The sequence below is a fragment of the Microbacterium natoriense genome (assembly GCF_030816295.1).
GTDB classification, from domain to species: Bacteria; Actinomycetota; Actinomycetes; order Actinomycetales; family Microbacteriaceae; genus Microbacterium; species Microbacterium natoriense_A.
Genome location: NZ_JAUSXV010000001.1, coordinates 3,004,731 through 3,028,933, shown reverse-complemented (window position 1 = coordinate 3,028,933; position 24,203 = coordinate 3,004,731). Strand labels below are relative to the sequence as shown.

General features: G+C 63.5%; 25 protein-coding genes. 14 read left to right on the top strand and 11 right to left on the bottom strand.

The annotated features are described in order from the left end of the window. Nucleotides 1-315 precede the first annotated feature (315 nt). Entirely contained in the window at nt 316-3,030 is a 2,715-nt protein-coding gene (locus QFZ53_RS14225; protein WP_307297498.1) for a UvrD-helicase domain-containing protein, read from the top strand. 171 nt (nt 3,031-3,201) lie between these two features. Here the strand turns inward: QFZ53_RS14225 and QFZ53_RS14220 are convergent, their stop codons facing one another. The 3 genes from QFZ53_RS14220 to eccCb form a co-directional block, all read right to left on the bottom strand. Beyond that, the gene (locus tag QFZ53_RS14220) at nt 3,202-4,308 is read right to left on the bottom strand and encodes a DUF3644 domain-containing protein (protein ID WP_307297495.1); all 1,107 of its coding nucleotides are present in this window, start codon (nt 4,306-4,308) and stop codon (nt 3,202-3,204) included. 143 nt (nt 4,309-4,451) lie between these two features. After that, nucleotides 4,452-4,802 carry a hypothetical protein gene (locus QFZ53_RS14215; RefSeq protein WP_307297492.1) on the bottom strand — a complete coding sequence of 117 codons (351 nt, stop codon included), beginning with the start codon at nt 4,800-4,802 and terminating at the stop codon, nt 4,452-4,454. 360 nt (nt 4,803-5,162) lie between these two features. Continuing rightward, nucleotides 5,163-7,877 carry a type VII secretion protein EccCb gene (gene eccCb, locus QFZ53_RS14210; protein WP_307299419.1) on the bottom strand — a complete coding sequence of 905 codons (2,715 nt, stop codon included), beginning with the start codon at nt 7,875-7,877 and terminating at the stop codon, nt 5,163-5,165. Nucleotides 7,878-8,496: 619 nt separating this feature from the next. On the opposite strand from eccCb, the gene QFZ53_RS14205 reads away from it, so the two are divergent. Continuing rightward, on the top strand, nt 8,497-8,916 hold the full coding sequence (locus QFZ53_RS14205; RefSeq protein WP_307297489.1) for a hypothetical protein: 420 nt from the start codon (nt 8,497-8,499) through the stop codon (nt 8,914-8,916). Nucleotides 8,917-9,062: 146 nt separating this feature from the next. Here the strand turns inward: QFZ53_RS14205 and QFZ53_RS14200 are convergent, their stop codons facing one another. From QFZ53_RS14200 to QFZ53_RS14190, 3 genes are all read right to left on the bottom strand, one after another. Then, entirely contained in the window at nt 9,063-9,824 is a 762-nt protein-coding gene (locus QFZ53_RS14200) for a hypothetical protein (RefSeq protein WP_307297487.1), read from the bottom strand. Further along, nucleotides 9,824-11,101 (bottom strand): EsaB/YukD family protein, encoded by a 1,278-nt coding sequence (locus tag QFZ53_RS14195; RefSeq protein ID WP_307297485.1) that lies wholly within the window; start codon nt 11,099-11,101, stop codon nt 9,824-9,826. Before QFZ53_RS14195 ends, QFZ53_RS14200 begins: the two co-directional genes overlap by 1 nt. Before the next feature lie 298 nt (nt 11,102-11,399). Further along, the gene (locus tag QFZ53_RS14190; RefSeq protein WP_373426292.1) at nt 11,400-12,317 is read right to left on the bottom strand and encodes an FHA domain-containing protein; all 918 of its coding nucleotides are present in this window, start codon (nt 12,315-12,317) and stop codon (nt 11,400-11,402) included. A 171-nt stretch (nt 12,318-12,488) separates the two neighbouring features. Here QFZ53_RS14190 and QFZ53_RS14185 point away from each other — a divergent pair, with 171 nt between their 5' ends. The 11 genes from QFZ53_RS14185 to QFZ53_RS14140 all read left to right on the top strand — a co-directional run bounded on the left by QFZ53_RS14185 (nt 12,489) and on the right by QFZ53_RS14140 (nt 19,815). Further along, nucleotides 12,489-12,824: a hypothetical protein gene (locus QFZ53_RS14185; RefSeq protein WP_307297484.1), complete on the top strand. Its 336-nt coding sequence runs from the start codon at nt 12,489-12,491 to the stop codon at nt 12,822-12,824. Between the two features lie 30 nt (nt 12,825-12,854). After that, nucleotides 12,855-13,169, top strand: coding sequence for a pore-forming ESAT-6 family protein (locus QFZ53_RS14180; RefSeq protein WP_307297483.1), 315 nt, complete (start codon nt 12,855-12,857; stop codon nt 13,167-13,169). Between the two features lie 21 nt (nt 13,170-13,190). Further along, on the top strand, nt 13,191-14,207 hold the full coding sequence (locus QFZ53_RS14175) for a DUF6177 family protein (protein ID WP_307297482.1): 1,017 nt from the start codon (nt 13,191-13,193) through the stop codon (nt 14,205-14,207). Then, on the top strand, nt 14,207-14,569 hold the full coding sequence (locus QFZ53_RS14170; RefSeq protein ID WP_307297480.1) for a hypothetical protein: 363 nt from the start codon (nt 14,207-14,209) through the stop codon (nt 14,567-14,569). Before QFZ53_RS14175 ends, QFZ53_RS14170 begins: the two co-directional genes overlap by 1 nt. Then, the gene (locus tag QFZ53_RS14165) at nt 14,566-14,898 is read left to right on the top strand and encodes a DUF6507 family protein (RefSeq protein WP_307297478.1); all 333 of its coding nucleotides are present in this window, start codon (nt 14,566-14,568) and stop codon (nt 14,896-14,898) included. The genes QFZ53_RS14170 and QFZ53_RS14165 overlap by 4 nt, the downstream gene beginning before the upstream one ends. A gap of 36 nt (nt 14,899-14,934) precedes the next feature. Beyond that, nucleotides 14,935-17,259 carry a hypothetical protein gene (locus QFZ53_RS14160; protein ID WP_307297476.1) on the top strand — a complete coding sequence of 775 codons (2,325 nt, stop codon included), beginning with the start codon at nt 14,935-14,937 and terminating at the stop codon, nt 17,257-17,259. A 44-nt stretch (nt 17,260-17,303) separates the two neighbouring features. Continuing rightward, nucleotides 17,304-17,813: a DUF6301 family protein gene (locus QFZ53_RS14155; RefSeq protein ID WP_307297474.1), complete on the top strand. Its 510-nt coding sequence runs from the start codon at nt 17,304-17,306 to the stop codon at nt 17,811-17,813. A gap of 195 nt (nt 17,814-18,008) precedes the next feature. After that, on the top strand, nt 18,009-18,440 hold the full coding sequence (locus QFZ53_RS14150; RefSeq protein WP_307297471.1) for a hypothetical protein: 432 nt from the start codon (nt 18,009-18,011) through the stop codon (nt 18,438-18,440). A gap of 18 nt (nt 18,441-18,458) precedes the next feature. After that, complete coding sequence (locus QFZ53_RS19880) at nt 18,459-18,734, top strand: DNA/RNA non-specific endonuclease (protein WP_373426332.1); 276 nt, start codon at nt 18,459-18,461, stop codon at nt 18,732-18,734. A gap of 61 nt (nt 18,735-18,795) precedes the next feature. Then, nucleotides 18,796-19,239 carry a hypothetical protein gene (locus QFZ53_RS14145; protein ID WP_307297469.1) on the top strand — a complete coding sequence of 148 codons (444 nt, stop codon included), beginning with the start codon at nt 18,796-18,798 and terminating at the stop codon, nt 19,237-19,239. 69 nt (nt 19,240-19,308) lie between these two features. After that, a complete protein-coding gene (locus tag QFZ53_RS14140) occupies nt 19,309-19,815 on the top strand; it encodes a DUF4870 domain-containing protein (RefSeq protein ID WP_307297466.1) in 507 nt (168 codons plus the stop codon). Between the two features lie 100 nt (nt 19,816-19,915). Here the strand turns inward: QFZ53_RS14140 and QFZ53_RS14135 are convergent, their stop codons facing one another. Genes QFZ53_RS14135 through QFZ53_RS14115 form a run of 5 tightly spaced genes read right to left on the bottom strand, consistent with a single transcriptional unit; the run spans nt 19,916 to nt 22,267 of the window. Further along, nucleotides 19,916-20,266 (bottom strand): hypothetical protein, encoded by a 351-nt coding sequence (locus QFZ53_RS14135; protein ID WP_307297463.1) that lies wholly within the window; start codon nt 20,264-20,266, stop codon nt 19,916-19,918. A gap of 16 nt (nt 20,267-20,282) precedes the next feature. Continuing rightward, nucleotides 20,283-20,879 carry a hypothetical protein gene (locus tag QFZ53_RS14130; protein ID WP_307297461.1) on the bottom strand — a complete coding sequence of 199 codons (597 nt, stop codon included), beginning with the start codon at nt 20,877-20,879 and terminating at the stop codon, nt 20,283-20,285. Continuing rightward, on the bottom strand, nt 20,879-21,421 hold the full coding sequence (locus QFZ53_RS14125) for a hypothetical protein (protein WP_307297458.1): 543 nt from the start codon (nt 21,419-21,421) through the stop codon (nt 20,879-20,881). The genes QFZ53_RS14130 and QFZ53_RS14125 overlap by 1 nt, the downstream gene beginning before the upstream one ends. Then, nucleotides 21,418-22,128 (bottom strand): hypothetical protein, encoded by a 711-nt coding sequence (locus QFZ53_RS14120; protein ID WP_307297457.1) that lies wholly within the window; start codon nt 22,126-22,128, stop codon nt 21,418-21,420. Before QFZ53_RS14120 ends, QFZ53_RS14125 begins: the two co-directional genes overlap by 4 nt. Beyond that, the gene (locus tag QFZ53_RS14115) at nt 22,121-22,267 is read right to left on the bottom strand and encodes a hypothetical protein (RefSeq protein WP_307297454.1); all 147 of its coding nucleotides are present in this window, start codon (nt 22,265-22,267) and stop codon (nt 22,121-22,123) included. The genes QFZ53_RS14120 and QFZ53_RS14115 overlap by 8 nt, the downstream gene beginning before the upstream one ends. A gap of 377 nt (nt 22,268-22,644) precedes the next feature. Between QFZ53_RS14115 and QFZ53_RS14110 the strand changes: the two genes are divergently transcribed. Continuing rightward, nucleotides 22,645-24,090, top strand: a complete 1,446-nt coding sequence (locus QFZ53_RS14110) for a type IV secretory system conjugative DNA transfer family protein (protein WP_307297452.1) — start codon at nt 22,645-22,647, stop codon at nt 24,088-24,090. Nucleotides 24,091-24,203: the final 113 nt, after the last annotated feature.

Here is a 24,203-nt window from a genome sequence, read left to right as displayed (position 1 = left end):
GCGGACTCGTCTCTCCCGACACGACATCCACGCTCAAAACGTCGGCCCAATGCAGACGTCCGGCGAGTCCATGTCGCGCGTGCATGCAGACGCAACGGCATCCTGAGGTCATCGCCGTGGCGCAACTTCCTGTGTGTCGAGACATTCTCGAACTCCCCCCGTTTCGGGGGAGAGTACCCTGAGGTCCTGCTACCTTGGCGTGTGACACGCGATTCGAGGTTCTTCGAATCTCGTGAGTCCCGGGACAACGATCCGGGGACTCCGGTGTCCGAGCATCGACATAGGCTGGTCTCCGATTCGTCGGGGGGACTTGTCATGGAGTGGAAACCGAACTGGTGGGCGCGACTGTTTCGGGGCGCGAGGCCCTGGACGCTCTCGATCGGGGACGGCCGGGTTCGCATTCAGGGGATCGCGGCTTCCATCGATGTCGATGTCTCGGAGGTCGCGAGCCTTGCCGTGCGGGAACGACCGCGGGCGCTGCTCGTCTCTCTGACTCACGATCGCGAAGCCGTGCTCGCCGGTGTGAGTCGTCGTTCCGCGTACGAGATTCAGGCGGCTCACGGATCCGAGGTCGCTGAACGACATCGCCTTCATAGCCTCTTCGCTGCGGCCGCGGAACAGGGCGAGTCTGCGCGCCTGTGGTGGAACGACGTTCAGGAGCTGATGAGCAGGCCGCGTTGGGCGGATCGGGATGCTGTCGCGGCATTGCACAGAACCCGTCCGACGACGGACGGATGGATCGCGGCGTCTACTGAACTGCAGTTGTCGGTTTCCATGCGCAATCGAAGCGCGGACGAACGCGCGGCGGTCGAAGCGTGCCGAACCCTCGATCTCGCCCAGTGGTCGGAGCGGCGGAACGAGGAGTTTCTGGCGTGGGAGAAGCAGGAGCTTGCAGACTTCTTCCGCACGGTTGAGAAGTCGCCGCTGACAGAAGAGCAGATCCGTGCGACGGTCTGCTTCGACAATCGGGTGCGGGTCATCGCGGCTGCCGGCTCCGGCAAGACGTCCACCATGGTCGCTCGCGCCGGATACGCCATCACACGCGGCGTCGCACAGCCGGTCGAGATCCTGGCGCTCGCCTTCAACAAGAAGGCCGCTGGCGAGCTGTCCGAACGGATGGAAGCGCGACTCAAGGATGACAGGGCCGGCGTGGCGTCGAGCACATTCCACGCTTTTGGGCTGCGGATCATCGGTGAGGCGACCGGGCGGAAGCCGTCGCTGCCGGATGACCTCGTGAACGACAACGGGATGGGTCGGCTCGCCGGTGTCGTCGATGTCCTCAGGGATCGGGACCCGGTGTTCCGCCGCAACTGGGACCTGTTCCGGCTGGTGTTCGGCCGGCAGCTCCCGGACCTCGGCGACGAAGCCGACCCGGAGAAGGCGGATCCACGTACCAAGGCGCTTGGGTTCGGGACCCTGGCGGGCGAAGTCGTGAATAGCCAGGAAGAGGTGATGATCGCCAACTGGTTGTTCCTGAACGGTGTCAACTACGAGTACGAGAGACCGTACGCGCATGACGTCGCGGACGCGCACCACCGGCAGTACCAGCCGGATTTCTATTACCCGGACATCGACGTCTGGCACGAGCACTGGGCGATCGGCCCCGACGGCACACCGCCGCCGCAATTCACGGGGTATGCGGAGAGCATGCAGTGGCGACGCCAGACCCACGCCGCGTACGGCACGGTTCTGATCGAAACGACCTCGGCGACGATTCGGGACGGGTCCGGGTTCGAACACCTCGAGCAGGAGTTGCGCCGACACGGGATCGAGCTCGACGAGAACCCGTACCGCGAGGCGGCCGGGGAGCCGCCGATCAACGACAAAGCGATGCTGACCTTGATGCGGGCGTTCATGTCGCATGCGAAGGGCAACCGACTGATACCGGAAGTGCTCGGGCAGCGGGCGGGCCGGTCTCTGCGGAACAGGTTGTTTGTGCAGCTCTACGAGCCGGTGCTCACGGAGTGGGATCGACAGCTGCACGCCGCTCGACAGATCGATTTCGAGGACATGCTCAACCTGGCGACCGATCACGTCGAAGCTGGCCGCTGGACCAGCCCGTACCGGTTAGTGATGGTCGATGAGATGCAGGACACCAGCACGGCCCGCGCCGCCCTGGTGCGGGCTCTGACGAAGACACCCGGTACCTACTTGTACGCGGTCGGCGACGACTGGCAGGCGATCAACCGATTCGCAGGCTCCGACCTCAGCGTGATGACTCGATTCGATGACTGGTTCGGAGCTTCATCGACGATCTGGCTGGACTGGACATTCCGCTCTCCTCAATCGCTGTGCGACGTCGCCGGCAGTTTCGTCACGAAGAACCCGGGACAGATCGTGAAGCATGTGAGGTCGTCCGCCGACGATCTTGGCGTGACAGTCGACGCGCTCAGTGTCTCCGATGGCCGCGACTACGCACGGGTGCTGCGAGAGCACCTCGTGCATCTTGACGGGCAGATCCACGAGCCCGCGTCAGTCCTCGTGCTCGGTCGCTACAGATCGAGCGCAGATGACGTCGCGAATGCGCTGCGATCCAAGTACTCGCAGTTGCGCGTCGAGTTCAACACGGTACATGGATCAAAGGGCAAGGAAGCCGACTACGTCGTGATTCTCGGGCTCGAGCGCGGCGCGTTTCCGGATATGCGAGAGGATGACCCGGTGCTGCAACTCGCGATGGCAGCCCCGGACCCGTATCCGAATGCCGAGGAGCGCCGGCTGTTCTACGTGGCCCTCACCAGAGCGCGTCGCTCCGTGCTGTTGCTCACTCGTCGCGGACGCGAATCCCCATTCCTGATCGAACTTGTTCGGGATGGGGCGGTGAAGATCCGTTCGCCCAAAGGTGATGACGTCACTCCGTGTATCTGTCCAAAGTGCAGGAAACGGGCCATGGTCGAAAGATCCGGACGCTACGGGGCGTTTATGGCGTGCACCGGATATCCGCTGTGTGATGGGACGATGCAGATCGGTGACGCCTCGGCATCGCCGCGCGTTCGCGCACAACACCGCACGGCCCCGAGTCCGCGCGGGTAACGGCAACATCACGCGATCCGTCGACCTCGAAGGCCCTCGAACGGACGGAACGGACGATGTCACGATGCCCACAGAGCGGACGTGATGTCTAAGAGTCGATAATGACTCTGTATCTAGGTTGTCGCGTCGGCAAGATCCCCAGACCGCGCTCGCAAGAGCGGTATCGGGATCTCACAAGGCCGGCATCGTGGCAGCGCCCGCGCCGTTGGTGTCGGACGGCTTGAGTCGTGGCGTCATCCCCGTGACCTCCTCGAATCCCTTCTCTGTTCCGCACTTCTTGATCAGGTGGCTCACGTACGCCTTCGTGTACCTGTAGGTGTTCGTGGGCTCGTCATACTCGCAGAAGTCGGAGTTCGTCCGGTCGGGGTTCGGGTCTCCATAGGGAGGTCGAACGTTCTTGCGCTTCCAGGCGGCGGCGAAGTGGTTGAGGTTGAAGACGAACGGGATGCCCAATTGGACTTCGGTCGCCACGGCTGTCGGCATGAGCCGTCCCAGTCCTGAAACCGGCCGCCGCTGCTCTCGCACAATCACCTGGCCGCGCTTGCCCATCTCCTCGGCGAACTCGCGCTCACCCTCGGTCATGTCCTCGTACCGCGTGAACTGCATCGCCACCGCGTCGGGGTCCTTCGGAGCCAACTCGACCATCGCGCGCAACCGGAACTCGTACCGTGAGTCGTTGATGATCGCCTCATCCAAGCCGGACTCGTAGTCGGTCACGAAACCGCGCAGGTCCGCGGGAAGCGTCCTCCGGAAGCGCCGCAGGGCGTGTTCGCCCTGCGGCGTAAAGGTGCCCACGAAAATAGGCAGCCGCAGGCGCAGCGCCAGAGACCGCTGCTCGCCGAACTGCTCGGTGAGCTCGGAGTCATAGTTCACGAGCAAAGCGTGCGCGTGGCCGGAGAGGTTCAGCATCAGCGCCGCGTCCGCGTGAGCATGGCGGTGCTCCAACCGGTTGCGGAGCTTAATAAAGAGCGCCAGATTCGCACGTACCGGATCAGAGTCCGCCGGCCAGCGCTCCTTCATTGAACGCTCGAGCTCCCACCGCTTCGGCTCGCCGTCGATCCTCAGCAGCCGGTTCTTGAACTGTGGGTCCCAGTATCGATAGTCCACGTTATCGCGGACGAACTCGGCATGGAGCAGGTACAGCCACGCCAGATGCATGTGGATCACGAAGCCCTCGAACGCACGCGCCTCAGCCGAGTCGTTGTACAGGCGCACGGCGAGGCACGCCTCCTCGATGCTCGCGTCGAGCGTCGCCTGCCACCGCGGAGGTCTCGCCATACCGCGAGCGTATGGGGTCGGGCGTCGAACGCGGGGAAGCGCGGCCAAATGTCGCTCAAACTTCTCGCTGATGCGACGAGGCCCAACCTCCGCGATCATGCTGGAGGTCGGTTCCCAGAGCGCTGTCTCATTGGGTGCCCAAACTAGACGGGCTTCATGAGACCGGCTGCAAGAGCGCTACAGCCAGCTGCTTCCTGCATTTCGACCAGGCGGTCCCAGGCCAGGGAGGTCATGAGCTGACAGATGGATCCGGTCTTCGACTCCCACACAGCGCCTCCGATCAGGCCGCGGTGGCCGGTCACGAGAAGCGATAGCGCGCTGATGAAGCTCTCCCGCTCCAGAGCCCCCACCGGAGGCGAGATCTCGTTCCGCTCGATCGACCAGCTCGCTGGCTCGGTAGTCGCGTAGAAGAGGCATCGGCCATCGGAAGCCGCCTGCTGGACAGCGGGCACTTCCTGCGCCAGAAACCAGGCGTCCTGCTCGCTGAGGCTCATCGGATCACGGCTGATGAACGTCCGCTGGGTGACGCGCCAGCGGAGTTGATTGGACAGCCTGGCGTGCAGCCCTCCCTTTCCCCTCCCGCTTCCGTGGTACGACAACGGGTGTGATGCATCCGCTCCGACCCACGCGTAGACTCCCTGGGCGGTGCGGATCTGCGGGGTATCGAGATCGACCTCAATCCACGCGAGTGCCGTCGCCTGGCCTCGGCGTCACCGCAAAGCGATGGCGGTAGCAGGTGGCTTTCGACCAGCCCACTTCGAGTGAAGGTCGTCGTGCAACCGGTCTGACCCGCTGCCCGTGTCGTCATGCGGCGTAGCGGCTCGGAGAAGGTCACAGAGGCAATGGACGCCTCTCTAGCCCTTTCGGTTGGCGACCTGGATGAGTCGCGGGGGTTGTCCTCGACGGACCAGGGTCGCTCGTCCAGGAATAGCTTGGGTGGCATATACGCCCGGCCAGAGGGGACCTTCGGCCCGTTCGCCGGAGAGGATTACGCCCGTTCCACCTGTGTCCTTGATGGTCAGGATGCTCCGTTCGAAGAGGGCGCGTGCGGCTCCGGCGACCGGTCGAGCGAGAATCACGGTGAAGCGATGATCTCGGGCGGACGCGAAGTACGGCAGGAGCGGTTCGAGCGGACTTTCGCCACTGGAGGCCAGGATGTCGTAGTCATCAACGACGAGCACGATCCTCAGGCTGGGGTCGGTGCCGTCGTTCTGCCGTTTATCGAGCTCCAGGGCGAGTGCGGCGGCGAGTTGTCGTGCCTTGGTGATGTTGTTGGCGTGCCCGCCGAGGAAGTCGTCCGGCACTGAATGAGTAAGTTGACTTCGGGGTTCCATCAAAGCAATGACGAGTTCATCGGGCGTATGCCTTTGGATGAGCGTGTCGAGAATCTGGCGCAGGAGTGTGGTCTTCCCGCTCCCTGCATCACCGAGAACGAGCACGTGCTGGTCGGTGTCGCCCAGCGAGAGCAAGGCGGGCTCCATGGTGTCTTGACGCAGTCCGATCGGAAGGTGATCTGGTTCGTCGAACTCGTCAGGCAGAGTCGCGGGATCCAGATCCTCCGGGAGAAGGCGGATAGGCGATGCTGCCGGACCCTGCCAGGAAGCGGCAGTTTGCTTCGCGAGTTCAGTGAGGGCGTCGCCGACGTGGTCGTCGTCGACGTCGTCGACAGTGGGCAGCGCGATCTGCCCGAAGAGCCGTTCTGCCGTGAGCGCACGGCCTGGTTGGGTGGCGCGGATCGTTTCGGAGAGCTTGCGTGCGACGCTCGACTCAGAGGGATCGTTGAGTCGCAACTCGATCCTGTTCCCGATCAGGGGTTGGAGGCTCATGGTGACTTCGCTCCACCGCGTGAGCGCGAGGACGAGATGGATGCCAAAACTCCCGCCTCGAGTAAGGAGGTCGGTGAGTTTGTCCGCGAGCACCTCGAACTCCGTGCGGATGAGGCCGTACCCGTCGATCAGCAGGACAACATCCGGCGAGATGACGGACGGTAGGTCTCCGGCCTCGTGTCGTGCTCTGAATTGCGCCAGGGACTCAATGCGATGAACACGGAAGAGCCGTTCGCGTTCCGCGATCATCGCTTGGAGTTCTTCGAGGAGCCGCGTCTGCTGCTCTCTGTTGGCTCGAGTCGCGATTCCGCCGACATGAGGGAAATCTTCGAGACGTGCCAGGCCAGCTCCCGTGAGATCGAGGCCGTACATCGTGACCTGCTTGGGGGTATGCGTGGTGGCGATGCCGGCTGCGAACGTTCGAAGGAACATGGTTCGGCCCGACTGTGGTGCGCCGATGATCGCGAAGTGGCCACCGGAACGAGTGAGATCGAGTTGCCACGTTCCTTGATCTTGGTTGCTGGGTTGGTCGAGAACTCCGATCGGAACGTGTAAAGGGAGCTCTTCTCGGTTCCCGAGTACCTGCAACAACGGGAGTCGGTCGGGGAGCGGAGGAAGCCACACGGGTTCGGTCGCCTTCGCCGTCTCTCGGAGACGGGTCACACATTCATCAAGGAGAGACGGCCCTGTCGTCGTGCTTCGCGAGAGCGGCTGATCGATCTCAGCCGCGTCGCGCTCAATGCTGTTGTACGGCGGCTGGGCGAAGGCTCCCCACTCGATGACGTCAAGCGCCAGATCGTGCGTAGGCCCGGGAACAGGTCCGGAGACGTACGCGGCACAGAAGCGGGTGTATATGGATGTGTCGACTTTGAGATATCCGTAGCCGGGGATGGCAGGGAGATGGAACGCGTCCGGAGTCTCGAGGATCATGCTCGATTCCTGCTCGGAGAAGGTGCGCAGACCGATCCTGTACGACAGGTATGTATCGAGCCCTCGAAGCCTGCCGCCCTCGATGCGTTGACTGGCGAGGAGCAGATGGATGCCGAGGGCGCGTCCGATTCGCCCGATCTGCAGCAGCAGGTCGATGAAGTCGGGTTCGGCGGTCAGAAGCTCACCGAATTCATCGATCACTAGGAGGAGGTGCGGCAGAGCGGGCATGTCCGGGTTGGAGTCGCGCGCGACTCTGTAGTCAGTGATGGACGCAAACGATCCCGTGTTCTTCATCAGGTGCTGGCGACGGACGATCTCTCCTTCGATCGACGCCTTGGCGCGTTGGATCAGCTGTGCGTCGTCGGCGAGGTTGTCGATCAAACCGGCTATATGCGGCAATGTCTGGAACGGAGTGAATGCAGCTCCGCCCTTGTAGTCGACGAGGATCATCGCCAGGTCTTCGGGGCTGTGCGTGAGCGAGAGGCTGAGGACGAGCGTGCGGAGGAACTCGCTTTTTCCCGACCCCGTGGCTCCGATGCAGATACCGTGAGGGCCCATCCCACCGTGGGCGGATTCTTTCAGGTCGATGTATACCGGACCTCCGTCGTCGCTCGTGGCGATCGGGACCCGCAAGAAGTCCTTGTCTCCCCGCTTCTTGTCCCAGCGCCGTGGCGAGATCTCGTCGATTTTGGCAATGTCGAGCAGTTGCAGGATGTCCAGGTCTTGTCCGTCTGCCTCTTCGCGCTTCGATGCTGATGACAGTCGTAGTGGCGCGACGCGGCCCGCGAAGCCTTCGAAGACCTCGACGGACATCGCGTCGGGAACAGCGCGTGCGATCCCGGCGCTCTGTCCTTCGTCGCCGTCCACTGTGAGACCGATACCCTCGCCGGTCGTGGTCACGGTGATGCGGACACTGGTGTCACTCGGCTCGTGCAGTCGTTCGCGAACGATGCTGATGACGGTGATTCCCAGCTGCGGAGCCGAGTATCCTTCGGGCAACGGGACCGTGGACGCTTCGCTCTCGGTGTCGTCGAAGACCAGGATGAGCGGCTTCTCGAGTGTGCCGCGGGCATCGCCGTTGCGCAGTCGAGCAGCAGCGCGGGCAGCGCGGGCAGACACTTCGTCGCGGATCAAGGCCATCAGCTCGGAGGGGCTGGGGGCGATCCGGCGTGCAGCAACAGGTCCGTCCCACGCGTCCATCAAGATGTGGGGGAGGAGGTCGCTTCCAGCGAAAGCGGGGAGGCTCCCAACAGGGACGGCGAGCCCGAGTTTGAACGTCGTCGGGGGCATGGTGTGCGGCCAGCTGAGCGAGCATCGCTCGTACCAGGCTTCTCGTGTGATCCGGGTTGCCGACGACCGACACGATACCGGCACCGCGAAGAGGCACCGTCGCAGGCATCCCGGCGATTCCTGCATAGGTAGTGATCACATTGTGGGCTTCACCGGTCATGATCACGTCATAGGGTTGCACCGGGCTCGCCTCGACAGGCAACGCGAGGTCGAACCACCCGGCCGTACCGCTGCCGACTCGTACGAGCAGGAAGTCCGCGTCGCGCCGGCGACGTTGCCAGACGCGCTCGGGATCGCGCAGGACCTCCGAGAGCCGGTCGGGGGACGGGTGCGTGCGTATCGCGAGGGCGCGCAATGTCTCGTGTTCTGTACGCAACTCGGCCCGCAACGTTTCGAGGTAGTCGAGGTAGCGTTCCCTTTCGCGCAATCGTGCGCGCGCCGCTTGGCCGCGCTGGCCTATGGCCATTCCGATGCCCCCGACCAGGGCGATCACAAGGATGAACGCGCCCACGACCACCATGATCGGGTTCGCCCGGAGCACGACGATCATGATGATCGATGACAATGATCCGAACACTGGCAGCAGCGTGCGCAACGGGATTCCACCCGGCGGAGCATCGCCCTGTTGAGGTGGTGCGGCGATGATCCGCGGGTCCGGCCGAGCCGGGGCGTGCTCGAGGCGCGCCGGACGGTGGATTATGCGTTCGCTCACCGTAGCTCCCCGTGTGAGGGTGCGCGACCGTCGGCGGCAGCTCTGAGTGCGGCTGCGACCATACGCGCCCGGGTGGTAGTCGGAGGCGATGCAGGGCCTCCAGCGGCCAGCAACCGATCATGTGGCACAGCCAGCACCCGCACTGGAACATGACGAGTGACGAGACGAGGCCATGTCGACCGTGTGCGCGTCACATCGGATAGCACCACGATGGGACGACACTCGTCCGTTTGGTCATGAATTGCGCGGGCAAACGCGATGGCAGACTCCGCGGAGTCTCGCTCCCATGTTCCGGTAATGCAGACGACGTGCCCGGTGCGCGCTGCGATGGATGCATCGTCCTGCGCGAGAGCGCCCCAGTCGGTGCCGACGATATCGAAATGTCGGACGACGGGTGCGATGACTCGATTCCAGTCTGCGACGCCGCCATGATCGAACGACACGGCGACGAGGCCGCCACGTTCGCGCATCCATTCCCGGGTTCCCTCGGGGATGCGAACGAATGTCTCATCTGAAAGCGGACTGCCTTCGAGAAGGACAGCGCGGCCGGACTGGCCCAGCCGTGTGTCAACGCTCAGGATTCTTCCCGCACGTCCTCGACGGAGTTCCCGCATCGTCAGCGCCGCAACGGTCGATAGGGCGGTGCGAGGTTCCAGAGCGACGAAGGAGAATCGCAGTGCCGGTCCGACGGGCGCGGTGATCGTCGTCAGCTCATCGATCACCCGGCGTTGTGCACTGGCAGTCGGCACGATCGTCATCAGAACACTCCCAGCAGGAGCGGGTAGACGCCGAATACGCCGAGTGTCAGCGGCAGCATCGTCAACGCAGCGAGGGCTTCAAGGAAATCGCCGAACCGCCGCAACCGCACCCGGGTATGCGGGCGGGGACGAATCGTGCCCAGCAGCACAATGAGCCCGGCACCCCCAACGCCGAGGAGAGCGAGAACATCGGCGGACCACGAACGCGTGAGAAGCGCCGCCACGAGCACGCCGGAGATGACCGCTCCCCAGAGCATCCATGCCTGCACGGCCATCGGCATGACACGTGTCCGCAAACCGACGATGGCGAGAAGGGCGGCACCCAGCGACAGCGCGAAGACGTCGTTGCTCGACAGCAGCACTGCCAACGCAAAAGCCGAGTATCCCGACGTCGCAGCGATTGCCCAGGTGAACATCCCGTACGCGTCGGTGACCCGGGCCGACACCGTTATCCGCCGGACTGACTCCCCGGCGAGCCCGCGATCATCGAGCAGCGTGACGCCTGACAGGGCCAAGGCGATGGACGGAAGAGCGCCCAGCAACGCTGCCGTGCAAATCGCGATCACGGCGGCGACACCGGCAGGCGATGCCCCCAAAACGGACGCTACGACGGTCACTGCCGCAAGCAGCACACCGACTGCCCCGCCCAGAACGGCGCGCTTGGAACCCGCCACCGCGACCGCGACCCAACCCAGCGCCATCGCGATCGGCCAGACAACCGGCTCCAGCAACGGGACCGCGGACACGATGCCGATTGTCGTCAGCGGAGTTGCGCCCAGCGCGGGGGCGGCCGCGAGCAAACCGAATCGAGGAGACACGGACCACCCGAGGACCGCAGCGACGGTCGTGAACAGGAGGAACAGCGAAAGCGGCAGCCAGCTCATCTCTGGGAGCCCCTGGGTGACGATAAGCGTCAGCGCGCCCAGGGCGACTCCCGTCGCAACCGTACGGTGGGTGCTGTTCCAGGCATACCAGGACTCGTCCTGAGCGTCGGCTACGGCGTCGATGACGTCGGTCACCTCGGGTGGTGCGGGAGCGAGGGAGGCAGATATGAGACGGAATACCGCCCCGTTGGCGACTCCGTGCTCTGACAGCGACGCCGTTGCCGGAAATTCATCACCGAGAGTCGAGACGAGGACATGCCCATTCGGCGGTGGCAATTCTGCAAGGAGTTCGGCGATGTCCGGCAGAAGAGTAGAGACAGGTTCGTCGGACGGCAACACCAATGTGGCCCGCCGGCTCGCGCCGATGACGGTGACTCTCGTGAACTCGGTCACGGGCGCTCCTCTATGGGGGTCAGTACCACGGTTGTCAGTCCCGCAGGGGCTGTGGCGGCAGATGACGGCGATGACGTCGGCATGGGAGCGGGGGACATCTGTGGGATCACACTGATGGCAAACGACACGCCGACGCAGATCGCGCATACGACCGCGGCGATCACAAGGCTCCACATGAGCCGCCCCGTAAGCGTGGCGACACCGCGCCGCACACCACTAGTGCCTTGAAGGAATGCGCCGCGTAGCCGCCCGCGGTGGATGCGAACGGCTTCGAGGAGCGCTTGCTCGTCATGACGATTCACGCGACCTCCCGGTTCTCGACGCGGCTCCGCGCCTCGACTCGAAATCGATGTCCGCCAGCCTCGATCAGGTCTCCGAATACAAACCCGTACGGTATCGCTGGTGCGATGTCGACCCCGTTCAGCGTTGTGCCGTTGGTCGAGGACAGGTCCGTGACCGTCAGGCCGCCCGCCTGATCGTATTCGAGCATGAAGTGCTCCTTCGACAGTTCGCGGGCAAGGTCGGGAATGGCAACCACGGTGGCACCGTCAACAGCCGCGGGGCTTCGACCGACCCGGGTCCGCGAGGTCACTGAGCTGCGCAGGGTCTCGTCAACGACGAGGACGCATGCTGCGGGCTTTACTCCGGGCGGGTCTGCGATGAGCGCCGCCTCAGCAACGCTCGAAGCCTGTGGTGCGCTGGAAGTCTGTCCTTGCGAGACAGGAACGCTATTGCGAGGGCGCAGGTCCGGAGTCGCACTTCGTCGTTCGGCGGCCTCCGGACTAGCCAGAACGGGAACGTCTCTGTGGGGGAGCAGCGGATCGGCTCCGCGCCGAGTATCCGCGGCGCGCCAGCCGCGAAAGCGGAGGCCGGGTGCTGAGCCCGTTTCGGCGAGAACAATGCGAACGCCAGCTACCTGCATGCCCAATGTGCGGCCGAAGGACAGAAGCATCCACAGTTCTGCCACGACCAGCAGCAGGAGAACGACGAGCGATGCCGCAACGGCAAGTCTGCCCGGCCCGACGACAAGGCAGAGCAACGGAACCAAGAACGCGACGGCGTCGATGCTGAAGGCGAGAACGAGCTGTGTGGGGCTCGCGTTCTGGATGAGAGGCGCTGATGCCCCACGCGCGGGAAGTGCCGGGAGAGGGCTTCCGCACACCGTGCAAACGGAGCGTCCTGTGTAGTCGGGAGCACCGCAGTTCGCACAGACCATCGCTCGCCCCCCGGCTCTTCGCACTACGTGCCGTGCCCATTCAGCACGCCACGGTCACTTTACCGAATGGAGCATCAGGCGAATCGGGCGCAGACAGACGGAGTACGTAGTCTCCACATTCTGCAGAGTCAAGGACGTGCGGGTGTCGGGGGGAAGTGTCATACTTCCGTCATGAAGTTCGCAATGGGGGGCGACGTTCTGTCGCAGCTTACAAAGAAGACATCAACGTCGAGCGATGACCTCGGCGCGCTGGTCAAGCAGCTCGCGCAGGCAGGTGAACCGCTGGAAGGCAAGTTCAACGGTGCGGGCCGTGCAGCATTCGATCAGTTCAATGCGCAGAGCGAGCAGATCGCGAACGAGTTGAACGCGGCTCTCGCGGCTGTGCTCGGCGGCATCTCCGGGATGGATCGTGCTTTCAAGGAGGGCGACCAGGAGATGTTCGAGCAGACCCGGTCGACGGAAAGCTCCGTGTCGTACGACGCGGCACGCTTCTCGACCACACGTTGACCTGTCGACCGGAGAGAGTGAACACAGATCATGGCTGGAAATCAGGCAGACCGTCGCGACTTCGATCTCGCGGCATCACAGACCGCGCAGGACAACTTCCTTGCCGTCGCTTCCCGATTGGAAGCGCTCATCGATCAGCGTGACGCAGACGTGCGCACCGCGATGAGCGACTACGACGCGACCGGCGTGTCGGATGACTACGCTGCGAAGGAACTGCGGTGGAAGAACGCCGCGGATGGTGTGAAGGCGATCATCAACACGCTCCGGCAGTCGATGGCGCAGAACGACGAGACCGCACAGTCCTCGCTGGGACGCGCGAAGTCGTCTGTCGCCAACATCGGCTGACCTCCGGGAGGCGGTAACGGGATGACCGTATTCGATCATCCGCTACTCGACTTCGTCGAGGGTGAGTACGCGTGCACGGAAGCCAGAGGGCACACCGTGTACTTCAGCGAGCCGTTCGCAGACTTCCTGACCTCTGTCCGCGCGGCAGGTCTCACCCCGGTGGTGATCGCCCGCCACGATGCGTGGTGGACGTTCGCCGCCCGCTACTACCTCGATCTTTTCGGCGGATGGGCGCTGGTCCGCACGGGCGACCTGTTCGTCGATCCTGTCGGAGCCAAGACCGGGGAGACCGTGTCTGAGCTGTTGGAGGCGCGGGTTCACGCGGTGCTGCCGTCCCAGCGGGAGCCGGAACTGCTGCAGGCGGTGGTCTCGGTGTCGGTGCATCATGCCGCCACAGAGCAGACGGTGCTGGGCCGCCTGGTCGACGTCGTGAGTGGTGAGCTGGGGCAGGCGATGCCTGCGGCGTGGGGTGCGCATGAACCCGCCACGCTCGCCTGGGACACCGCCACATTGACCGCGCATTCGCGGGCGCAGATGCCCGAGGTACGCACGTTCATCACTGGCGGTGGTGGAGCGTTGCAGGGTATCCACCGTGTCGAACGCACGGGCGGAGGTGTGTTGGAGACGTTCACCGCCGTCACCCCGATCGCAGCGCTGGATGCGCCGACGGAGATGGTCGCGGAGCGTGCCACGCACGCATTGACGGTGATCGCTGAGGCGTTCTCCATGCCGTTGTTCGGGTCGGTGACGGTGATCCCCGGGTGGCGCGACGGGCGGGTTCCCGCGTTCGGGACGCAGCCGATCGCGGTGCCGGTGGCGATGCTGATCGGGCCCCGCGCGGTGCGGGCCCTCGGTGTCGACCTCACGGTGCTGGCGGCACGGTTCGATGTGTCCCTCGCGGGCCGCCAGCGGATTCCATCGCTGGTCGCCGGATTCAGCGACCCGGACGTGCCGCCGTGGCGTCAGGCGGATGAGTTGGCTCGTGCGTTCGGGACCGACGCGATTGCCCGCGCAGTCGCAGCGAGCGGAGGTGTGTGATGCCGATCGAAGTCACACTCGTGTCCCCGGTGCCGTTGAGCGTCGAGGAGCAACGAGAGTTCGCGGAGCTGTTGAATCCGCCGCTCGTCGCCGTCGAGACCCGCGGTGGAGGCACAGTGGAGTTCACTGAACTGGATCGGACGCGTGTGCTCATCCTCGGCAGGCCCCGGCGCGTGGAGACGTTGACGGATCTGGTGCGGTTGCATCCCGACGAGACCCGCGAGATCGAAATGACCAGTGAGGGCGCGGTGATGGTCGACGGGGTGATCCCGTTCGCGGAGTACCGCCGCGGGCTCGCTCTGGTGTTCGCGTTCGAGGAAGCGACGGGCGGGAAAGCAATCGTGAAGGGAATGACGCAATGACGGGGTGGCAGCTGCAGCCCGCGGGCATCAACACGACGATCGTCACCACCGACGAGAAGATCCAGGGCTTCGCGACGGCGATGACCGGGCTTGACGTGTCGGTCGGGGAACCGCTCGCATCAGGAGCCGGGTTCGACGGGATCGTCGCGACCGCGGTGTTCGGGTTCCTGGATGAGCAGTCCACGGGCCGGTTGAGCACGGTCGTCGCGTCGTGTCAGAACACGATGACATGCACCGCGGATGCAGCGAACGCGTTCGTGCAGGGTGATGAGCAGATGGCGGCGACTCTTGTGGCCGCGGCAGACGATACGACGACACCGTCGTTCTGACGGATACGACGACACGACATTTTGGTGGGGGCTCGCATGGCGAATGCGGATGAGGTGAAGGCTGGTGACGGTCTCGTCATACCGGACAAGATTCCTGGTGACGATCTGAAGCCAGATAGCATCCGGGATGCTGCGGACGCGCTCGATGCGGTCGCGACGTCGGTGTCGACGACCGCGGACGACGTGGATGTGGCGTGGTCGACGATGCCAGCGTCATTCGTCGCTCCGGGGGTGGAAATCGTGTATGCCGGGATGGCGAAGCCGACGGAATCGGCGCGCACGTTCGCGGACAAAGTCGGGAAAGTCACCACCGCCCTCCGCGCGTACGCAGACAGCCTCGCCGAGGTGAAGAAGACCCTCGCGACGATCAAGAGCGACGCGGAGACGTTCCTCGAAGAGTTCGATGAGGACAACAGGGTCTGGATGAATGCGGGGGATACGCAGGAGTATCAGAACGACATCAATATCAGGTCGGTGCCGTTCACGGTCGGTACCGGGATGGGCGTCTCCGAGGACTCGATCGCTTATTTGAAGGGTCGGGGGGAGAGCACCCGCAGTCGTGGTGGGCATGCGCAGATCCGAGCGTACTGGCGGCAGTCCGCCACCCATGTCGACCGTAACAACGCGTTGTTGGATCGGGTTGCGGACGCGTATGCGACGGTGAACACGCTGGAGGTCGACTGCGCGAATACGATCAACGCGCAACGTGATGACTGTGTTGCGGAGCTGACTGCGGTCGAGGCCTGGCAGCTGAAGCAAGGCGGTGAGAACACGGTCGATCTGCCGTGGGGGCACCGGGTCGAGGAACAGCGCAACTGCCAGGAGGACTTCTTCCACGGCATGGCCACCTCTGCCATCGGCGGACTGCAAGGCATTGGCGGGCTATTCGGTTACAACCCCATCAAGCAGCAGATGGACGGGGAGTACGCGCTCGGATCCTGGGCGGGGCTTTTCGAGTCGGTAGGGTCGATCGCGCTCGCGACGATGCCGCTGACCGGCCTGCTCGGCAGCCTGGGTGTGCCGTTGTTCTCCGATGCGACCCAGAACGTGCAGAACATGATCAAGGGCATCGTTGCGTGGGACACCTGGGCCACCAACCCCGCCGAAGCGGCCGGCACCGTCGTCTTCAATGTCGGCACGGTGTTCATGCCGGGCGTCAACGTCGCGAAAGCCCTGTCGATCTTCGCGAAGAGCGAGATCGTCGCGAACGCGTTCCTGAAGGTCGAGAAGCTCGGCGACAAGATTCTCGATCTGTTCCCCGATGGGAAACTTCCCCACGTCGATGTCGACGGCATCGACACCTCGATCCGCACACCCCCGCACCTCCCCGACACCGACGGCACTCCCACAGTGCATGTCGACGAGCCCGACACCCCGACTGTTCCGCACGACACGTCAACTACCGTGCGTGACACGGATGGCAATTCGAGTACGCAGAATTTCGATGAGAACAACCCGACAGGCAACTCCCAGGACAACGGCACAGGAACGGAGCCGACGTATTCCGAGCACCCACGCGACCATGACCCGTCCTCCAACGATGAGATGCCAACGTCGGAAGGAACAGACAACGGGTTCGCTGGCCATACGGCACCGGAGACTGGGGACTCGGAGTGGATCGTCGGCAAGAGCGATATCGTTCCTGACGAGTTGTCCGAACTTGCGACCGAACGCATAGACGCAATCAGGAACGCGCAGACGGCGTCTCAGGAGTTCAATTCTCAACTTGACGCCTTCAACAAGGCGCTTGAGGAGGAGGGCTTCCCTCCTCTCGACAGCTCCCAGTTCACGGCGGACAAGCTTGACCGGACGGCATTGCAGCTTGACAAGCAACTGAGTGACCACCCGGCATTGCTCGACGAACTCGACGACCTCCTCGACGCAACGCGCGGTCGACGTGATGCAATCACGACACAAACGGAGGTAGGAGAGCGGTTTGGCGAGGAAGCAGGAGAACTGGCCGCCGAACATGACGGGCTGGTCCCCGTTGTGACGGATACGAGCCGGGGTGTAGGAACAGTCGATCAGGCATTCAAGGCTCCGGATAACAGCGAGTTGGTGATTCAGGAGACGAAGGGGCCGTCGGCATCTCTCGGGACAAGACAGGTGCCGGACGGGGCGGGCGGATTCGTGTCCGCCACACAGGGATCCGAAGCCTACCTGAGGGAGATCTTGCGGACGGATACACAGTTGAGGGACTTGATTCTGGCCGACCCCGCCTTGAGGGAAGGATTACTCAACGGCACAACCAAACTTCGTTACAGACTGGTCAAACCGGACGCGGCCGGCCATGTTAGGGTGACCGAGTTCATTATCGATCAGAACACTTTAGACATCGCCGGGTGGCTCAGCGGTCAGTAAGCCATTGATGCTAGGTTGATAATGGATCCACAGAGGAGAGCGTCGTGACCGAGTTTCGCATAGTGACCGAGGAAGAACTTCGCCCGGTGCTGCAGGTGCTGGGCGGTCTCGATTGGCCTGTTCCCTTCGGACAGTTTCCCGATATCTTCGAGCGGTTGGGTTGGGAAAAGCAGCGCCGCAAAGGCGGAGTTACCAATCTTCCAGTCTCGCTTCGTCTTGTTTCCGTGGGCGAACTTCGTGGAGAGATCGCAGAGATCCGGTTTCGTATCTCCGACACGCTGCCCGGAACCAGCCCAGAGAACAAGACTGTTGTAGCAGAGCAATTCCCAGCGGCGGTTGCTGTAGTTGCCAACTGTCTGGGTGGTGAACCAGCAGGAGAATTGTGGGCATCCAGCGGCGCTCGTTGGGACTTCGAAGACGGGCGTCAGCTGAACCTCATCCAAGGTGAAGACACCATTGCGCTGCAGTACTGGTCTAAGAGGATGGCCGACATTGAACGCCACGAGCGGAGCCATGGTGTTGATCCCGCCCACAACTTGGACGATCGCGAGTAGTTCAGCCTTCCGGGCGACAGCTCCGGGAAGCCGGACGATGACGACGACGGGCACGCGCCGGGGGCGCTCACCAAGGAAAACCGTATCCGCATCCACGACGGGCTGCGCGGCGATCCGCAGTACGACCCGCTGCATCCGCTCTACGACTCGCTCTCGCATGACAAGTACGGCAACATCGGCACCGTCGACCCCGATGTGCCCTCTGAATCAGGGCTCACCAACAGTGGCAGACTCATCGACCTCGACAACATCCCGGAGCCGCTGCGGCCGTTCGTCGATGCAGATCCGCGCGTTGTGATCGTGCGAGACGGCGTGCTGTACTTTGCCGACCACCTCGACATCACCTTCAATCGCATCAACCCAGCACACGACCTCAGCGAAGTCCTCCGTCAGGTCGGCCTCCAGCAGCAGTCGATGCGCCAGCTGACGGCCGGCGATTGGGACGCAAACATAGAGCGCTTTGAGACTGATGGGCGGCTCGACACGCAGGTGGGGTATCGAGATGCGTGGGTCTCGGCGCGGAGCCAGGCGCTGCAGAATGAGGGCCTCTCGCCTCAAGACGCGATCGCTGCCGCGAAAGCAGAGCTCGACGGCCAGGTCGGGCTTCACGGGCCCGATCAGTTCTGACACCCGTCAGCATCCGGGATTCACGATGGCAGGCTCACGCACGACCCCAACACGCGTGGGAAGCTCGAAGACGACCATGCCGGTCATCTGGCTGGTGATCTATTCGGTGGATCGAAATACATCGACAACCTGGTTTCACAGCTCCGTGGCGTTAACCTCAGCACGTACTGCAAGATCGAAATTGAGTGGTTCAATGCGCTTGACCCGGATCGACCTGGGGGGCGCTGGACGTTTCGGTCGACGTGTACGTCACGACGGACCCATATACTGGCAGGCCGATTCAGTTTACGGTAGAATATGCTATTCACGGGAAGTCAATGACCAAGACCACCCCGTATCAATAGGATAACAGTCAGTGTCGAAGACTAGAACGTTTGAATCTGATCTCGCTGAAGTGCAGAGCGAGATGATTTCGGTGGCGTTGGAATATGTGAACGGGAACGCCAGCGACATATATATTTACTGCGCCACGGAGGGCGGAGTCTTTCAATTTGATCCGTTCTTTGTCGTGGATGGCAAGGTTGTCGAGAGGCATAAAGTCCCCGGCGTCGATGCGTCGGTGCCGCGTCAAAGGTCACTTATTCGTTTCGGTACAGACCAGCTGCTTCGGCTGGCGGCGTCAGCGAAAGAGCATTCTCGACCACTGCCAACTCAGATCAAGATCCACTATTTGGTGAATGGCGGGGCCGTAGATTCTTCATTTGAGTATGTCCCGCAGTATACGAATAGTGAGTCGTTGACGGCTGCTGATATGGTCGAAAGATGGCAAGCCGACGTCGCGGCGGAGCTTTCGCATTAGGCGAAGGCGTACACGCGATGTTCTCGTAAATCGTGGGCTCAATAGGTCCGTCGTTAGAAAGTTAAGCCAATGACCACTCCTCCGCCCTACAGTCCCGCGGAACCTGGGGGGGCGCATCGGCCTCCGCTCAGCTATGACGCTTCTCGTCCGGCTGCGTCGTACGGATATCCGTACCAGTTGCGTCCTGCTTCGACGGGGGGATCTTCGTGGGCGATGGGATTCTTGGCCTTCATTCCGATTCCGGTCTTCAGCGTTCTCGTCGCGGGGATCGTGATGGCATGCGTGTACCCCTCGGCCAGGAAGAAGGGCATGCCTGTGGCGACGGAGAACGCGCGCCGCGCTGCAAACTGGGGATTGACGATCGTCGCCTATTTCGTGCTGTCAGCGGTCTACATGATCGGGATGTCCTTCCTTCCCGAGGGGCGGACGGGCTTCTTGCCGACAGGTTGGCCCATCATCGGATTCGTGGCGCTGGCTGCTATCCACCTGACTGTGACGATCATGGGTATGGTCGCCGCGCGGAAGGGCATTGTGTTCCGCAACGTGCTCGCGATCCCATTCATCCGTCGACGCTGACGACCGTGCGAGCCCGCAGCGTGATGGTTGTCGCCGTTACCTCTTGATGGCGCAGGACCGAGTCCTGGTCATCACGCTGCAGCTTCGGTCTGAGCTGGGACTATCTCATCGCTGAGTCCGACTCGGGAGGGTTGCGCATGGCCTCGAGCCAGATTTCCATCGCGCGCCAGAGCCCGCTGTTCAACTCCACGGGAAGGTCCGCGACAACCCGAGCCTCTTCGTCTCGACCGTCGTACTCGTAGAAGTAGACGTTCACGTCGAGAAGCTCGCCGTCGGAACCGACACTCGCGCCCGCGCTGATGCGGAGATCTTCGGTGAGGAAGACCTCGAAAGTGGCGGTGAAGATCATGCCGCGGTTCTCGCGGAGCACCGACTCTTGGAACTCTGCTGCAGTTTTCCAGAGTTGGTCGAACTGGTCGATGTGGGCCTGCAAGATGGTGTTGTTAGTCATTTGGCGCTCTCCGGTCTCAATCCAGCACGAACCCGGCGACCGTCTCACCGGCGTCCTTGCACATTCCGACGAACTTCTCGAGCTCGATCTCGGTGCTGACCGTCGCGCTCTCGGTGCCGAGAGAGAGCGACCTGTCGGTGATCGCGAGGCGCTCGGTTGCCCCGCTGGTCAGCCGCAGGGGGCTGTCGCCGTCCCACGTGACCTGCCACTTGTCGCCCTTGTAGGGCGCGATCGCACCGGTGCCGCCGTCGTCGAGACGGCCGACGCAGTTGTAACGCATGTAGCTCAGCGATTCGCCGTCCTGGTCCACGACCCAGCTCTCCAGAAGAGGACTGAACGCCTGGATTGCATGCAGATACTGCACACCGTCCTCAGATGCGAGGTCGATCTCGTCAGCCACGGGCTTATCGCTCTCCACGGCCTTGTCGTCGTTCGAGGGCTCGATGTCCTCGTCCTTGTCGCTGATCTCGTCCTGCGCCTTGGGTGCGGTGGTAGCCGACGGGGGAGCAGGAGCGGCTTCACCCGGGTCTTCGCCGGGGTAGCTGCAGCTGGTGAGCGCGATGGTGGCCAGCACGAGGCAGGCGGCAACGTTGTTGATCTTCTTCTTCTTCATCACTTCGTTCCCTTCTTCGTCTTCATCGAGCGGATGATCCCGGCGAAGAGTGTCGGGAAGCAGATGACGCTCGCGACGAGGCCTCCGGCGGCGAGGGCGACCCAGATGTTGCCGAACATTCCGAGCGCAAACTGGATCAGCGTTCGCAGCAGCACGAACACGATGCCGTAGCCGGTCGCGATGAGGACCAGGCGCAGCAGCGAGCTGCGATCGATCCACGCTTGAACCATGCCGGCGATCGCCTTCAACGCGCTCTTGCCTTCTTCGATCCGCGCATCGTCGCTCTGGCGGTGAGGCAGCACGATAAAGCCGTTACGCATCATGAGCTGGATCAGCATCGAGAGGACTGCTGCAGTACCGGTGGCAGCCAGCTCGAGCATGCCGAACTGGGCCAGGCCCCACGCGAGCGAGACGAGCGCACCGATCGCGAGGAACGTCGCGAGAACACGCCACACGTGGGCTCCCGCATCGAAGTTGTTGTTGTGGATGTGGATGTCAGGGATCTCCGGATTTCGTCCCGAAGCTCCGGTTGCAGTGCTCATGCCTGCTCTCCTTTGCTGATGATATGGATGACTGAATTGGTCTTGCGCGGCATCTCCCGGCCGGTGGCCCTGGAAGTCTTCGCGTCCTGTCGCGCGCTCCGCCGCACGGCCGGCGCTTCCCAGCCCCAGGCGTAGACCAGCCAGCCGGCGTGGAGGAGACCGAGCGCTACCTGGATCTCGTGCCAGGAGACCCATCCCGCCGCATACCAGCGCGACAGCACCGCCGGCGCGATCCACCCGCCGGTGATCGTCTCGACGACCTGCGCGAGAGCGTGGACCGCCCAGAGGTCCCAGCCCAGCGGGCGGCCGATCGCGGCCAGTACTGCGACGGCGGCTGCAGCAGCAAGGTAGGGCCAGGCCCTCAGGCGATGGCGATCGGCGACCGCCTCTCCTGCCCTGTACGTGATCGTGCTGACGAGCCATGCGACGCCGAACCAGATCGGCGTGACGATCCCGAACACGATCACCCAGGCGATCAAACCGAGCGCCGAGGTCGCGGAGTCGTCATGGCGAGTCCAGCGATGAAAGGCGGTCTTGGTCTCGGTCTCATGGAAGGCCGTGTCGCCCAGGCCGGCCTCGGTGCGGCTGCGCTGGCGCGCTCGGCGTGCGAGGACCTCTGCGCGGCGTGCTGCCCCGGCACGGTCGAGCCAGCGCTGGCCTTTGATCCACGCCGAGCGCTCGGCCTCGAAGCGGCCGCGCTCAGCCATGGAACGCCACGTGCGCCATAGCAGGTACCACTGTCGCGGGCGGCAGCGGCGTGACCGTCGTGCCGAGGACGAATCCCGCGAAGAAGACGACGCCGATGACGAAGAGCAGGATGATCCCGCCGAAGACCAGCTTGAGCATGAGCCCACCTCCGGGTCGATGTGCCCGGGGCAGAAGTGACCCGGGACGTGAACAGGCGTGTGTCGCTGTGCGACTGAGCTGCTGAGCGGCTCCGGGTTGCATCAATCAAACCGTACTTCTTGATTTATTTCAAGAGGTACTGGATGATTTATGCATGCGGATTGACATTGATGAGGTGCATGCTGCGCGGCTGACGCAGCTGACCGAGGCCGCTGGTCTGTCCCACGCACGATGGGTGCGCGGGGCGATACAGGCCGCGGACGCGGATCCGGAGATCGCGCATCGGATTGCCGAGGCAGCTCCGGAGTCCAGGCACGGTGGTCTCAGACCAGGGGCCGGACGTCCGCGGCAGGAAACTGCGACGGAGGGAATCCACAATGACGCTGTTCGACACGATCAAGGCGAAGGCGGCGGACCTCATCGCCGTCGACCATCAGGGCGCTGAACCGACGCCGCTCCGTGAGGGGCGCACGCCGTTCGCCGGCTTTGCAGTAGACGAGAAGACCGGTAATCCGATTGGTCTTGCCCCGTGCGGTCCGCATCTTTTGGTGCTCGCCGGCTCCGGCGCGGGCAAGTCGAGGCGGGTGCTGGTGCCGCAGATCCTGACCTGGGACGGCCCTGTGTGCGCTGTGAGCGCAAAGAGCGACCTGGCTGAGATGTCGGCCGGCCATCGGGCGCATCGAGGGGGGCAGCAGTACGTGATGGACCTGACCGGTCAAGCCGACTGGTCGCAACTTCCCGAGGGCATGATCCGGGTCGTGAATGATCCCTGTGCACTCTTGGTGCCGGATGCCGACGGCTCCACGGACGATTCGGCGATGGACCTCGCCACGCTCCTCACGCAGGTCGGCACGCTCGGTACGGGCGGCGGCCAGGGGAGCGGTGGTGACTCCGCGTTCTGGATGACCCTCGCCCTCGGCACGCTTGCCTGCCTGATCCAGGCCGGCGGCTGGTATCCCGACCCCATGACCGACGAGCCCATCTGGGGCGGTGGAATCTCCTGGGTGCTCCGGGCAGCTCTCGACCCCGGCACCGACGATGACGCAGACTCCGATGAGCTGGACCTCGATACTCCGAGCTGGGACGTCGCCGCCCTTCGTGGTGACCTGCTCGATTCCAGCCACGTCGCCGAGATCGAGAGCACGAAGCTGCTCGATCCGAAGCAGCGCGACTCCGTGGGTATCAACCTGCGCGTCGCGCTGTCGAGCTGGAAGAAGCGCTCGGTGCGCGGCGACGGCAGCGAACAACCATTCACACCGACGCTGCTCGAGGACCCTGCGGCGACGCTGTACCTGGTCTCGCCGTCGTCCGGTACTGCGGCGGGAGCTGCTGCGTCGGTAATCGAGGCGATCGTCTCGCACTGGACCCTCAATGCGATCAGGCAGGGACTGCCGAAGATCGCGATGGTCATTGACGAAGCGCCGCAGATCTGCCCTCTGCCGCGCCTGCGCGAGCACATCGGGCTCATGCGCTCTTACGGTTGCCACTTCACGGTCGCAGCCCAGCACTCGACGCAGTTCAAGGCTCGTTTTGGCGAAGCAGAGAGCGAAGCACTGCTGCAGGTGTTCCTTGGCACCGGCGTGCTCATCGGCGTCGGCGCGATCGAGAAGGACATCCTGGAGCAGGCAGCATGGACGGAGCCACCGACCGAGCGCCAGGTGTCATCTTGGGACGCGGCGGGGCGCGAGAGCCGCTCCGCCGACCGGGTCGAGCTGCACGGCGCTGAACTTCTGCCTCGGCATCAGGGTGAGGGACGGCTTCTCGTGCGTGGCCGCAAGGGCTCACTCGTGCGGCTGGTCGACTACACGGAGATGATCGCCTGACCACCTGCTTGGCGCGCCGAATAGTGCGCGAGTAATTCTGGGCCCCGATAGAAACCGAGCAATGCGTCCTGATCTCCAACGTCGGATGTCCGATCTCACGAACGTTGGCGGCT

Coding starts and splice junctions, on each gene's coding strand:
- QFZ53_RS14225 (WP_307297498.1), top strand. CDS start 316: ATGGAGTGGAAACCGAACTGGTGGGCGCGACTGTTTCGGGGCGCGAGG.
- QFZ53_RS14165 (WP_307297478.1), top strand. CDS start 14,566: ATGACGGGGTGGCAGCTGCAGCCCGCGGGCATCAACACGACGATCGTC.
- QFZ53_RS14185 (WP_307297484.1), top strand. CDS start 12,489: ATGAAGTTCGCAATGGGGGGCGACGTTCTGTCGCAGCTTACAAAGAAG.
- QFZ53_RS14135 (WP_307297463.1), bottom strand. CDS start 20,266: ATGACTAACAACACCATCTTGCAGGCCCACATCGACCAGTTCGACCAA.
- QFZ53_RS14130 (WP_307297461.1), bottom strand. CDS start 20,879: ATGAAGAAGAAGAAGATCAACAACGTTGCCGCCTGCCTCGTGCTGGCC.
- QFZ53_RS14180 (WP_307297483.1), top strand. CDS start 12,855: ATGGCTGGAAATCAGGCAGACCGTCGCGACTTCGATCTCGCGGCATCA.
- QFZ53_RS14220 (WP_307297495.1), bottom strand. CDS start 4,308: ATGGCGAGACCTCCGCGGTGGCAGGCGACGCTCGACGCGAGCATCGAG.
- QFZ53_RS14190 (WP_373426292.1), bottom strand. CDS start 12,317: ATGGTCTGTGCGAACTGCGGTGCTCCCGACTACACAGGACGCTCCGTT.
- QFZ53_RS14115 (WP_307297454.1), bottom strand. CDS start 22,267: ATGCTCAAGCTGGTCTTCGGCGGGATCATCCTGCTCTTCGTCATCGGC.
- QFZ53_RS14175 (WP_307297482.1), top strand. CDS start 13,191: ATGACCGTATTCGATCATCCGCTACTCGACTTCGTCGAGGGTGAGTAC.
- QFZ53_RS14110 (WP_307297452.1), top strand. CDS start 22,645: ATGACGCTGTTCGACACGATCAAGGCGAAGGCGGCGGACCTCATCGCC.
- QFZ53_RS14125 (WP_307297458.1), bottom strand. CDS start 21,421: ATGAGCACTGCAACCGGAGCTTCGGGACGAAATCCGGAGATCCCTGAC.
- QFZ53_RS14120 (WP_307297457.1), bottom strand. CDS start 22,128: ATGGCTGAGCGCGGCCGCTTCGAGGCCGAGCGCTCGGCGTGGATCAAA.
- QFZ53_RS14200 (WP_307297487.1), bottom strand. CDS start 9,824: ATGACGATCGTGCCGACTGCCAGTGCACAACGCCGGGTGATCGATGAG.
- QFZ53_RS14160 (WP_307297476.1), top strand. CDS start 14,935: ATGGCGAATGCGGATGAGGTGAAGGCTGGTGACGGTCTCGTCATACCG.
- eccCb (WP_307299419.1), bottom strand. CDS start 7,877: ATGTCCGTCGAGGTCTTCGAAGGCTTCGCGGGCCGCGTCGCGCCACTA.
- QFZ53_RS14140 (WP_307297466.1), top strand. CDS start 19,309: ATGACCACTCCTCCGCCCTACAGTCCCGCGGAACCTGGGGGGGCGCAT.
- QFZ53_RS14170 (WP_307297480.1), top strand. CDS start 14,207: ATGCCGATCGAAGTCACACTCGTGTCCCCGGTGCCGTTGAGCGTCGAG.
- QFZ53_RS14215 (WP_307297492.1), bottom strand. CDS start 4,802: ATGAGCCTCAGCGAGCAGGACGCCTGGTTTCTGGCGCAGGAAGTGCCC.